Below are 12,116 nucleotides of genomic sequence, written 5' to 3'. Positions count from 1 at the left end.
TCGCCCCTCAGTGGTGCCCGTCAGTCGCGCCCGTCAGTCGGCACACGCCGCGAAGGGCAGCTGGCGGCGCAGGGTGATCGCGGCCGCGCGCGCCGGGGAGGCGATCTCGTAGCCGAGCCGTCCGCTGGAGGGGTCGGCGGCACCGCCGGAGAACACCTCGGCGAAGGCCTCGTCGCCGGCGGCGGCCTCGAGGCGGTCGAAGAGGTCGCGGCGGGGGGCGCCCAGGCGCGCGGTGGCCAGCACGCTGCCGAAGGACAGGGTGTACGCCGCCAGCTCGTCGAGGTCGCCCGCACCCGCCTCATCGACGCAGCCGAGCTCGAGGTACGTCGAGGTGGCCGGGCCGTCGACGAGCGCGGCGAGCTGGTCCCCGCCCCACGGCTCCTCGACCGGCGCGGCCACCCCGGAGAGCACCAGGCTCTCCTCGGCCACCACCGTGGCCCCGCGCAGCGCACCGACGCCCGCGGCCGTGGCGCGGCGCAGCACGGCGGGGTCGACGACCGCGGCCCACTGCTGGACGAAGCCGACCTCGCGCCCGGCCGCGTCGAAGAGCCGGGCCTCCCAGCGCACGTCCTCCTGGCCGATCGAGAACTGCTGCTGCAGGCGGCCCTGCACCGGGCGCAGCAGCCCGTCGGCCAGCAGCACCGTCTCGGTCTCGGCCCGTCGCCAGAACTCGGAGCGCTCCTCGGCGTCGAGGTCGCTGGAGAGCTCGCCCAGCCCGAGCTGGAGGGCCACCTGGTCGTAGTCGGTGACCGTCACCCGCGCCACGTCGACGGGCACGTAGTCGAGCACCACCCGGGCGGCCGGGGGCCGCTCGTCGGCAGCCGTCTCGGTGGCCAGCGGCACGGCCGGCTCGTTGGCGTCGGGCGGCTCGATCGGGCTGCTGCACCCGGCGAGCCCCACGACGGCGGCGGCGAGCAGCAGCGGGAGACGGGAGAGCACCCGGTGATTCTGCCACCGCGACCCCGCCCCCACGGCCGTTCCCCCCGATGCGGGCCGAGCAGCCGACAGCGCCCCGGACCCGAGGGTCCGAGGCGCTGCCGCTCCGCAGGTGCCGGCTCAGGTGCCGGGGCTGCTACTTCTTGCGGACCACCCGGAGGATGGCCTTGCGGCTCCACGCCGCCTCGTAGTCGGCGCCGGTGACCACGTAGGCGCGCAGGCGGTGCCGGCCCAGGCCGAGCTTGGGCAGGTTCACCTTCTTCGAGCCGTTGCGGACCGTGGTCGACTTCACCACGTCGTCGCCGTCGTAGACCAGGACCGTGGCGCGGCTGGTCGCGCCCTCGACGAGGACCTTGAGCTTGGCGCGCTGCCCCAGCTTCACGACCTTCTTGGTCAGCGCCACGCTCAGCGACGGGGCCGCCTTGGTGACCTTGAGGGTCGAGGTGGCCACGCTCTGCGACACGGTGGGCGAGCCCTCGTAGGTCGCGGTCACCAGGTGCGTGCCGACCGGCAGGTCGGAGGGCAGCTCGAGCTCGATGCTGCCGTCGACCAGCTCACCGCTGACCGAGGTCTCGGCGACCTCGACCGTGACCGAGCCCGTGGCGGCCGGGTCGGCCGCCACCGAGACCGTCGCCGTGGCGCTCTCGCCGTACGTCGTCGCGGTGCTGTCGAGGCTCAGCGAGGTCACCGACTCGGCCGGCCCGCTCCACTCGAGCGCCGGAGCGAAGGCGGTCTGCACCGCGGCGTCGGCCTTCTGCTCCAGGGCGTAGCCCATCCCAAGGACGTCGGCGTCCTGCCACGCGCGACCGACGATCTGGATGTTGTTGGACTGGCCCTCGTCGTTCGAGCCGACGGGGAGGATGGCGGTGGGCAGGCCGACGCTCTGGGTGATGACGCCCGAGGCGCGGTCGGCGCTCATGATCGCCGAGGAGGCGTCGTTGTTGCCCATGCTGCTCAGGAAGCCGGGGTAGATGACGGCGTCGACCGGCTGGTCACCGAAGGCGGTGTCCATCCAGGCGGCGGCGTTGGTCTTGTAGGCGTCGCGACGGGCCAGCAGGTTCTCGACGCTGGCGTCGTCCATCGGCTGCGCGGTGTAGTTGCCGGAGACGTTGTAGGGCAGGTTCGCCTCGTGCTCCTTCAGCTCCTTGGTCGTGTAGGGGAAGACGCCGGGGCGCTCCTCGGCGATGTAGCGCTCCCAGCCCTCGGCACCGGCGTTGCCGCTGGTCGGGTAGTCCGCGCTGGGCGGCGCCGACGGCGACGTCGCCGCTCCCTCGGCCAGCGGCACCAGGGTGCCGCCCGCGGCCTCGATCGCGGCGCGCGCCTTGGCCAGCGCGACCTGTCCGGCCGTGTCGTCGACGACGGAGGAGGACTGGAAGGCCGTGGGGACGTAGCCGATGGTGCGGCCCTGGAGGGCGTCGGCGCTCAGCGACGACTTCCACTCCACCGGGCGCAGGTCGTTGTCGACGCGCGAGGTGAGCAGGTCCTCGGGGTTGTTGCCGGTCTCCTGGGTGGCCGTGGCGTCGAGCAGGATGGCCAGGTCGGTGACCGACTTGGCCATCGCGCCGGCGTAGTCGGTGGCCCAGGTCAGCGGCATCACGCCGTTGGTGCTGGTCAGGCCGTCGGTGCCGCGGAAGGTGGACAGCCCGGCGCCGGTGGAGGGCGCGTAGAGCGAGACACCGGTCTGGGTGCCCATCGCGGCCGGGGCCAGGTCGGCGCCGACCGCGGTGGCCGAGCCGCCGCTGGAGCCGAAGGAGGTCTTCGAGGGGTAGAGCGCGTTCCAGCTCTGCATGAAGCCGCTGTCGCTCCACGAGCCCGAGTTGGCGAACTCGGAGAGGTTGGTCTTGCCGATCATCACGGCCCCGGCCTCGCGCAGCTTCTCGACCTGCCAGGCGTCGCGGCCCGGCTCCCAGTCCTCCAGCGCGAGCGTGCCGCCGGTGGTGGGCATGTCCTCGGTGTCGTAGATGTCCTTGAGCGCGATCGGCACGCCGAGCAGGTCGCCGGTGGCGCCGGCGGCGCGGGCCCGGTCGGCCTCGCGGGCCTGCTCGACGGCGTCGTCGGCCACCGTGATGAAGGAGTGGAAGCCCCACGAGCCCGAGTCGTAGGCCTCGATGCGGTCCAGGTAGGCCTGGGTGATCTGCACCGAGGTGACGGTCCCGGCCTCCATGTCGGCCTGCAGGTCGGCGATGGTCTTGCCGGTGACGTCGTAGGCGACGTCGGTCATGTGCTCGACCTGGGGGTCGGCGGCGGGGACCTGCAGCGGCTCCGCGCCCACGCAGGCGGCCTCGTAGGTGGCCAGGTCCCAGTTCTGCAGGGTGCAGATCTCGTCGATGCTCAGCGTCGACAGGTCGGGGGCGGCGGCCAGCGCGGCCGCGTCGAGGGCGACCTGGGTGGTGTCGGAGACCGCGCCGATGACGGCGTACTGCAGGAGCGACTCGGTCTCGCCGGGCTCGATGCTCAGCTCGCGCAGGAAGCCGAGGTCGTTGGCCCGGCTGCCGGTCGCGACGTACGGCGTGGTGAACGGGTCGGACTGCTGGTCGGCCAGCGAGTCGACGCCCGAGCCCACCACGACGCCCGTCGGGCGGGTGGCGCCGGGCGTGGCGGCCGCGATCCAGGTGTCGGTGGGGTCGACCACGTCGTCGCCGCTGCTCGAGTCGATGACGCTCGCCTTGTTGGGGCTCGTGGTCGAGGTGAGACCGGAGCCGAGCGAACCGCCGAAGGAGACCTCGATCGAGACCGGCTCGGCCGCGGTGTTGGTGAAGGTGTCGAAGAAGCTCGTGGTGCCGGTCCCCGGGGAGACCTCGACCCGTCGGGTCATCAGCACGTCACCCAGGCGCACCGACCGGGTGGAGTAATAGGAGCCGGCGCTGGAGGCGGTGAGCCCGTAGCCGCGCACCATCTGGTCGTTCATCCGGGGCTCGTCGCCGTCGACGGGGTCGACGTGCACGAAGACGTTGCCGAAGCCCTCGAGCTTGGAGCCCGAGACGCTGCGGATCGAACCGGTGTCGAGGCCGGGCCGGCGGGCATCGTTGATGACGATGGTCGCGCCGTTGTCGGTGTCGACACTGGTCTGGGACAGCGCCGGGGGCGCGGCCGCGAGGACACCGGCGCCGACCGCAGCGGCGGCGAGACCGGCCGCCCACCGGGTGGGGCGGGGAGCCGTGGAGGCAGAGGACATGGAGTGCTTCTCGTTTCGTGGGTGATGGGGCCCACGATTTCTAACCACCTTCAGTTACCGCCTGACACCCGTCAGGTTGCGGCCACGTTTCGCGACATGTGCGGTGGATCACCCCTGCTCCGGCGTGAGACGACCACCCGCGGACCGCAGCGTCTGGTATCGACGGACGAGCTGGCGCCGGGTCCGCGGCGCCGGGTCCGCGGCGCCGGGTCAGCGGCGCCGGGTCACCGCGGCTGCTGTGGCCGCGACGGCGAGGTCGACCCCCCTGATCTCCCGCCAGCCCACGGGCGAGGCCCCCGCGAGCTGCAGGAGGACGTCGAGGGTCGCGCTGTCGGGAGGAGGTGACGAGACCCGGTCGTGTCCGCTGCGCCACCCGAGGGCGAAGAGGAGGTCGCTGATCTCGCTGCGCCACTCCTGGGCCGGTGCGCCGCTGCCGACCACGGCGAGAGCCATCCAGCCTGCGTGGCGCTCTGCGTCCGAGGAGCCCAGGGGCAGTCGTCCGACGACGTGGTGCCACAGCGCTTGCGCATCGTGGCCACACCGCAGCGCTGCGCGGGTCGGGCTCAGCCGGCCGTCGCGGACGCTGACCAGCCCGAGAGCGCGCGCGGTGGTGCGGATGTCGGCGACGGGGAACGTGTGGTCCTCCCGGTTGGCCCTCCCGATCCACCAGTCCGTGATCCCGGTGCGTTCGGCGACCTGCTGCACCACGGCGGGCGGGAGGTAGCCCGCCGCGGTCAGCCTGACGCCGTCGCCGACGATGTCGAGGAAGGTCCGGTAGGTCTGCACCAGGCGGACGGCCTCGGCCTCGGTGACCTCGGTCGGTCCGTGCGCGAGGGGGCGACCCAGCACCTCCCGCAGCAGGCGGATGCCGACATGGTCGAGCCGCTCGGCCAGCTCGGCCAGCTCCCCCGTGACCGCGACGGGCTCGGCGAGCGCGACGAGCAGGCCTGCGTTCACCTCGTCGACGTCGAAGTGGTCGGGGTGCCAGTCGAGAGGCAACCAGGAGCGAGCGTGCGAGGCGTCGTCGAAGCCGGCGGGCAGGCACGCGTCGTCATACCCGCTCCGAACCCACGTGGCCAGCTGCTCGTAGCCGCCCATGCCACCGCAGTCCTCGGGCGGGCACGCCGACCGCCCTGCGGTGCAGCGGGTCGTCGAGGGCGCGTCGTCCAGCACCTGCTCGACGACCATCCGGTGGTCCCAGCCGTCCCCGAAGTCGTACTCGTACCAGAGCGCGTCGCCCTTCTCTGCGACGAGCTGGTCGAGCCGCACGTCGTCCTCGAGCATCCCCTCGTCCCCCTCGTCGAGGTCGAAGCTCGTCACGAGGTACGGCGAGCGGTGGTCCCTGCCGGTGCGGAACCGGTGCAGGTGGCTGTCGGTCCACCCCATCGCGGCCTGGATGACGTCGTGCAGCCTCGGCAGGGTGAGGTCACCGGGGAGCTCGAGCCGCCTCCACATGGGCGGCTTCGCGCCGTGCAGGTCCAGCCGCACCCGGAACCCGAGCACCCGGTCCGGGACAGGGAGCAGGGTCGGTGCTTCCTCGCGCTGCAGCCTCTCGAGGATGCTCGTGACCTGCCCGCTCATCAGCGCTTCGAGCAGTGCTGTGCTCTCCTCGGGACTGGCACCGTCCACCAGCTGCTTCACCAGGTGCTGGATGTCGGTCGGTTCGTCCATGACGCACAGTCAATCACCGTGGTGTCGACGATCTCTCGCGTCGCTGCGGCGCCGATGGCACGGTGCGGGTGCCGGTCGAGCGGCGCTCGGTCTCGGTGGAGCCTAGGGGACTCGAACCCCTAACCCCCTGCTTGCAAAGCAGGTGCGCTACCAATTGCGCCAAGGCCCCCGGTGACGACTTCGGACCGCACGGCCCGGGCGTCGTCCGGCCCGGTGGTCAGCTCTTGGCGACCGGGTCCGTGGCCTCGGCCCACAGGGCCTGCTCGGCCTGCGACTCGTCGTACTTCTTCTTCGCCGCGAGGGCGCCACCGGCAGCGAGCAGGAGCATCAGGATCTTCTTCACGGCTGGCCTCCCGGCACGGATCGGATCACGCTGGTGGGTGGAGCTGGAGGGGTGGTGGGCCTAACAGGACTTGAACCTGTGACCTCTTCCTTATCAGGGAAGCGCTCTAACCGTCTGAGCTATAGGCCCCACACCGGCGCGAACCGGCGGGGTCGGCGCGAGTCAGCGACCCGGACGACCGAGAGGGGAGACTACCCGACGCGCTCGCGCGTGGACAAAACGCGGTGCCGCCGAGGTCGTCGGGCCTCAGTTGTCCTCGGCCAGCGTGACCTCGATGCCGCCCAGGAGGGCGGCGGCCATGTTGTAGAGGAACGCCCCGAGGGTCGCGATCGCGGTCAGCAGCACCACGTCGACGGCCGCGATCAGCATCGTGAAGCCGATGACGCGCGAGGTGCCGATGTAGTTCTCGACGTCGAAGTCGGACGCGCTCTCCTGGCCCACCACGTCGGTGACGGTGCGGTTGATCGACTCCCACACCCCCGCCCCGTCGAGGACCGTCCAGACCATCAGCACGGAGACGACCGTGACGATGCCGAAGGCCACCGAGAGCAGGAACGCCGTCTTCATCACCGACCACGGGTCGATGCGCGTGAGGCGCAGCCGGGCCCGGCGAGGCCCGCGTGAGGGACCCTTGCCGGACGTCGGTGCCGGCGCCGTCGACCCCGCGCTCGCGGCCTGCTTCTTCGCCTCGCGGTTGGCCTTGTGCTCCTCGGCCGCACGGGTGACCCGGCCCTGGAGACGCTCGGTGAGGGGCGGGCGCACCGCGGTGTCGTCGGACGAGCCGCCCGCTCCCGCCGGCTTGCCGGACTGGGCGCTGGCCGGGGAGCCGGCCGGCTTGCCCGCCGGTCTGCCCGCCGGCTTCGCCGGCGGCTTGGAGCCGGGCTTCGCGGCGGGCCTCGACCCGGAGGTCGAGCGGGGCTCGGTCGAACGCTCGGTCATCAGCTCTCACCCTCGGTGTCGTCGGCAGGCCCGCCCTCGCGGCTCTGCTCCACCGTCTCGGACGCGTCGTCGGCACCGATTGTTGCACCCGAGGCCGAGCCGGCCTCGTTCTCGAGCTGCGCGGTGCCCTCGACGGACCCGTCCTCGACACCCTCGTCGAGACCGTCCTCGGCGTCCACCTTGGCCTCGACCGAGCGGGCCACGACGGCCACGGAGTCATTCTTCTTGGGCGTCACGAACTTCACGCCCATCGCCGAACGGCCGGTGGGCCGGAACTCCGCGTTGACGGGGCTGCGCACGACCTGGCCGGAGGCGGTGATCGAGAGGACCTCGTCGCCCTCCTCGACGATGAACGCGCCGACCAGGCCGCCGCGGTCCTCGTTGGCCAGGCCCATCGCCTTGACCCCGAGCCCGCCGCGGTTGGTGAGGCGGTAGTCGTTGATGCGGGTGCGCTTGGCGTAGCCGCCGTCGGTGATGGTGAAGACGTACTGCGCCTTGACCTCCGCGGGCTCCACCGGCTCGACGAGCCCGGCCGAGGCCGGGTCGACGTCGGGGGTGTCCTCGTTGGTCTCGCTGAGCCCCGCGGCGACCTCGGCGGCGACCTGGGAGGCCCGGATCACCGACATCGACAGCAGCGAGTCGCCCTCGCGGAACTTCATGCCCGAGACGCCCGAGGTGGCGCGGCCCATCGGGCGCAGCTGGGCGTCGTCGGCGCGGAAGCGCACCGCCTGGCCCTTGCGCGAGACCAGCAGGATGTCGTCGTCGGGGCCCACCAGCTCGGCGCCGATCAGCTCGTCGTCGTCCTCGCGGAAGTTGATCGCGATGACGCCGGCCTGGCGCGGGGAGTTGTAGTCGCCCAGGCGGGTCTTCTTGACCAGGCCGCTGCGGGTGCCGAGCACCAGGTACGGCGCCTGCTCGTAGTCGCGGATCGCCAGCACCTGCGCGATCGACTCGTCGGGCTGGAAGGACAGCAGCCCGGCCACGTGGCCGCCCTTGGCGTCGCGCGAGGCCTCGGGCAGGTTGTAGGCCTTGGTGCGGTAGACCCGGCCGGCCGTGGTGAAGAAGAGCAGCCAGTGGTGGTTGGTGGTGGCGATGAAGTGCTCGACGACGTCGTCGCCGCGCAGCGTCGCGCCGCGCACGCCCTTGCCGCCGCGCTTCTGCAGGCGGTACTGGTGGCGCAGGGTGCGCTTGGCGTAGCCACCGCGGGTGATGGAGACGACGAGCTCCTCGTCGGGGATCAGGTCCTCCATCGAGAGGTCGCCGTCGGCGGCGATGATCTGGGAGCGGCGGTCGTCGCCGTACTTCTCCTCGATCTCCTCGAGCTCGTCGGAGATGATCTGGCGCTGCCGGGTCTCGTTGGCCAGGATGTCCTCGAGGTCGGCGATGATCAGCTCGAGCTCGGCCAGGCGGTCCATGATCTTCTGGCGCTCCAGCGCCGCGAGGCGCCGCAGCTGCATCGCCAGGATGGCCTCGGCCTGCACGTCGTCGATGTCGAGCAGCTCGATCAGGCCGGTGCGGGCCTCGTCGGCGTCGGGGGAGCGGCGGATCAGCGCGATGACCTCGTCGAGGGCGTCGAGCGCCTTGACCAGGCCGCGGTAGATGTGGGCGTTGCGCTCGGCCTCGGCCAGGCGGAAGCGGGTGCGGCGCTGGATGACGTCGACCTGGTGGGCGACCCAGTTGGAGATGAAGGCGTCGATCGACAGCGTGCGCGGCACCCCGTCGACCAGGGCGAGCATGTTGGCGCTGAAGTTGGTCTGCAGCTCGGTGTGCTTGAGCAGGTTGTTGAGCACCACCCGCGCGACCGCGTCGCGGCGCAGCACCACGACCAGCCGCTGGCCGGTGCGGTCGGAGGTGTCGTCGCGCACGTCGGAGATGCCCTGCACCTTGCCCGAGTCGGCGAGCTCGGCGATCTTGAGCGCCAGGTTGTCGGGGTTGACCATGTAGGGCAGCTCGGTGATGACCAGGCAGGTGCGGCCCTTGCTGTCCTCGTCGACCTCGATGACCGCGCGCTGGGTGATCGAGCCGCGACCGGTGCGGTAGGCCTGCTCGATGCCCTCGCGGCCCACGATCGTGGCGCCGTTGGGGAAGTCGGGGCCCTTGACCCGCTCGAGGAGCGCGTCGAGCAGCTCCTCCTTGGTCGCGTCGGGGTGCTCCAGGGCCCAGCGGGCGCCGGAGGCGACCTCGCGCAGGTTGTGCGGGGGGATGTTGGTGGCCATGCCGACCGCGATGCCCGCGGATCCGTTGACCAGCAGGTTGGGGAAGCGCGAGGGCAGCACGACCGGCTCGGAGGAGCGGCCGTCGTAGTTGGGCTGGAAGTCGACGGTGTCCTGCTCGATGTCGCGCACCATCTCGAGCGCGAGCGGGGCCATCCGGCACTCGGTGTACCGCATCGCCGCGGCCGAGTCGTTGCCGGGCGAGCCGAAGTTGCCCTGGCCGTTGACCAGCGGCGCCCGCATCACCCACGGCTGCGCCAGGCGCACCAGGGTGTCGTAGATCGCGGTGTCGCCGTGCGGGTGGTACTGACCCATGACGTCACCCACCACGCGGCTGCACTTGGAGAAGCCGCGGTCGGGGCGGTAGCCGCCGTCGAACATCGCGTAGAGCACCCGGCGGTGCACCGGCTTGAGCCCGTCGCGCACGTCGGGCAGGGCGCGGCCGACGATGACGGCCATCGCGTAGTCGATGTAGGCGCGCTGCATGGAGGTCTGCAGCTCGACCGGCTCGATGCGTCCGCCGGTGCCGCCGCCGTCGGTGGGGGTCTCAGTCACGTGTCTGTGTCTCTCTCGTCGCTTCTACGATTGTCTAAGGTCTGGGTTAGATACCTAGATATCGAGGAATCGGACGTCCTTGGCGTTGCGCTGGATGAAGGAGCGGCGCTGCTCGACGTCCTCGCCCATCAGGATCGAGAAGATCTCGTCGGCGTGCGCGGCGTCGTCGAGGGTCACCTGGAGCATCAGCCGGTGGTCGGGGTCCATCGTGGTCTCCCACAGCTCCTTGGCGTTCATCTCGCCCAGACCCTTGTAGCGCTGCACCGCGTTCTCCTTGGGCAGCTTCTTGCCCGCGGCCTGGCCCTCGCGCAGCAGCGCGTCGCGCTCGGCGTCGGAGAAGACGAACTCGTGCTCGTGCGGCTTGTTCCAGCGCAGCCGGTAGAGCGGCGGCTGGGCCATGTAGACGTGGCCGTGCTCGATCAGCGGACGCATGAAGCGGAAGAGCAGCGTGAGCAGCAGCGTGTTGATGTGGTGGCCGTCGACGTCGGCGTCGGCCATCAGCACGACCTTGTGGTAGCGCAGCTTGTCGCCGTCGAACTCCTCCTGGATGCCGGTGCCCAGGGCGGAGATGATCGACTGCACCTCGGCGTTGCCGAGCACCTTGTCGATGCGTGCCTTCTCGACGTTGAGGATCTTGCCGCGGATCGGGAGGATCGCCTGGATCCGCGGGTCGCGGCCCTGGCGGGCCGAGCCACCGGCCGAGTCGCCCTCGACGATGAAGACCTCGCACTCGGCCGGGTTGGTCGACTGGCAGTCCGAGAGCTTGCCGGGCAGCCCACCGCCGCCGAGCAGGCCCTTGCGCGAGCGGGCCAGGTCGCGCGCCTTGCGCGCCGCGACCCGGGCCTGCGCCGCGGCCTGGGCCTTGCGGATGATGTCGCGCCCCTCCTGGGGGTTCTGCTCCAGCCAGGCACCGAGCTGGTCGTTGACCACGCGCTGCACGAAGCCCTTGGCCTCGGTGTTGCCGAGCTTGGTCTTGGTCTGGCCCTCGAACTGCGGCTCGCCGAGCTTGACCGAGATGATCGCGGTCAGGCCCTCGCGGATGTCGTCACCGGTGATCCGGTCCTCCTGCTTCTTCATCAACCCCCAGTCGAAGCCGGCGTTGTTCATCAGCGAGGTGAGCGCGGAGCGGAAGCCCTCCTCGTGGGTGCCGCCCTCGTGGGTGTTGATGGTGTTGGCGAAGGTGTGCACCGACTCGGCGTACGAGGTGTTCCACTGCATCGCCACCTCGAGGCTCATGTGGTTCTCGACCGACTCGGGGGTGTCGGCCTCGAAGGAGATCACCGAGGGGTTGGCGACGGTCTTGGTGCGGTTGAGGTGCTCGACGAAGTCGACGAGGCCCCGGTCGTAGCGGAAGACCTGCTCGCTGCCGCCGGCCGCGCCGCGCTGCATCGCCGCGGGACCGCTGCCGTCGACGTCGTCGGCGACCGTCTCGTCCTCGACGGCGTCCATCACCGCGTCGGCCGCGGGGCGCTCGTCGCGCACGACGATCTCGAGGCCCTTGTTGAGGAAGGCGTACTCGCGCACCCGCGAGGTGATCGTCTCCAGCGAGTGCGTGGTGGTCTCGAAGATGTCGGGCGAGGGGTAGTAGGTGATCGTGGTGCCGGTGCCCTCGTCGTCGCGCAGCGGGCGGACCTGCTCGAGGTCGGCGTCGGGCACGCCGATGGAGAAGGACTGGCGCCACAGGTGGCCCCGGTTCTTGACCTCGGCGATGACGTGGGTCGACAGCGCGTTGACCACCGAGACGCCGACGCCGTGCAGGCCGCCGGAGACCTTGTAGCCGCCGCCGCCGAACTTGCCGCCCGCGTGCAGGACGGTCAGGGCCAGCGTCAGCGCCGGCAGCTCCTGGCCCGGCGCGGTGCCGGTGGGGATGCCTCGGCCGTTGTCCTCGACCCGCACCCCGCCGTCGGACAGCAGGGTCAGCACGATGCGGTCGCAGTAGCCGGCCAGCGACTCGTCGACCGCGTTGTCGACGATCTCCCAGATCAGGTGGTGCAGGCCGCGCTCGCCGGTGGAGCCGATGTACATGCCGGGGCGCTTGCGCACCGCCTCGAGGCCCTCGAGGACCTGGATCGCCGAGGCGTCGTACTCGACCCCGTTGGGACGCTTGTCCTCGACGACCTCCGGGGAGGTCTCGGGGGGAGGTGCTGTCGCCGCGGGGGCTGCGGCCGGGTCCTGCTGGTCGTCCGGGGTCGGGGTCTCGTCGGACACGTCCACCTCTTCGTTGCAGGCTCGTGGGGCGAGCCAGGACATGGGTCGGGTCGCCAGAGGCGACCCGGGGGCCATG

7 protein-coding genes and 2 tRNA genes are annotated in these 12,116 nt (G+C 71.5%); all 9 read right to left on the bottom strand.

Annotated features, from left to right (window positions below; translation table 11 throughout):
• Positions 1-33 precede the first annotated feature (33 nt).
• Positions 34-939: a hypothetical protein gene (locus tag OCU29_RS16390; protein WP_261820756.1), complete on the bottom strand. Its 906-nt coding sequence runs from the start codon at positions 937-939 to the stop codon at positions 34-36.
• 133 nt (positions 940-1,072) lie between these two features.
• On the bottom strand, positions 1,073-4,111 hold the full coding sequence (locus OCU29_RS16385; protein ID WP_261820755.1) for an amidase family protein: 3,039 nt from the start codon (positions 4,109-4,111) through the stop codon (positions 1,073-1,075).
• A 210-nt stretch (positions 4,112-4,321) separates the two neighbouring features.
• Positions 4,322-5,782, bottom strand: coding sequence for a plasmid pRiA4b ORF-3 family protein (locus tag OCU29_RS16380; RefSeq protein ID WP_261820754.1), 1,461 nt, complete (start codon positions 5,780-5,782; stop codon positions 4,322-4,324).
• A gap of 96 nt (positions 5,783-5,878) precedes the next feature.
• Positions 5,879-5,951, bottom strand: a tRNA-Ala gene (locus tag OCU29_RS16375).
• 48 nt (positions 5,952-5,999) lie between these two features.
• Positions 6,000-6,125, bottom strand: coding sequence for a DLW-39 family protein (locus OCU29_RS16370; RefSeq protein ID WP_258017152.1), 126 nt, complete (start codon positions 6,123-6,125; stop codon positions 6,000-6,002).
• A 52-nt stretch (positions 6,126-6,177) separates the two neighbouring features.
• Positions 6,178-6,254: transfer RNA gene (locus tag OCU29_RS16365), tRNA-Ile, on the bottom strand.
• Positions 6,255-6,371: 117 nt separating this feature from the next.
• The gene (locus tag OCU29_RS16360; protein WP_261820753.1) at positions 6,372-7,064 is read right to left on the bottom strand and encodes a DUF3566 domain-containing protein; all 693 of its coding nucleotides are present in this window, start codon (positions 7,062-7,064) and stop codon (positions 6,372-6,374) included.
• Positions 7,064-9,832 (bottom strand): DNA gyrase subunit A, encoded by a 2,769-nt coding sequence (gene gyrA / locus OCU29_RS16355; protein ID WP_261820752.1) that lies wholly within the window; start codon positions 9,830-9,832, stop codon positions 7,064-7,066. Before gyrA ends, OCU29_RS16360 begins: the two co-directional genes overlap by 1 nt.
• A 54-nt stretch (positions 9,833-9,886) precedes the next feature.
• Complete coding sequence (gyrB, locus tag OCU29_RS16350) at positions 9,887-12,040, bottom strand: DNA topoisomerase (ATP-hydrolyzing) subunit B (protein WP_261820751.1); 2,154 nt, start codon at positions 12,038-12,040, stop codon at positions 9,887-9,889.
• Between the last annotated feature and the right edge of the window lie 76 nt (positions 12,041-12,116).

It is taken from the genome of Nocardioides sp. OK12 (genome assembly GCF_024341885.1).
In the GTDB taxonomy this organism is placed as follows: domain Bacteria; phylum Actinomycetota; class Actinomycetes; order Propionibacteriales; family Nocardioidaceae; genus Nocardioides; species Nocardioides marinisabuli.
This window is presented reverse-complemented; position numbering and strand designations above follow the sequence as displayed.

Bases quoted from the DNA above. Each gene is read 5' to 3' on its own strand.
- OCU29_RS16385 (WP_261820755.1), bottom strand. From the start codon at position 4,111: ATGTCCTCTGCCTCCACGGCTCCCCGCCCCACCCGGTGGGCGGCCGGT.
- OCU29_RS16380 (WP_261820754.1), bottom strand. From the start codon at position 5,782: ATGGACGAACCGACCGACATCCAGCACCTGGTGAAGCAGCTGGTGGAC.
- OCU29_RS16360 (WP_261820753.1), bottom strand. From the start codon at position 7,064: ATGACCGAGCGTTCGACCGAGCCCCGCTCGACCTCCGGGTCGAGGCCC.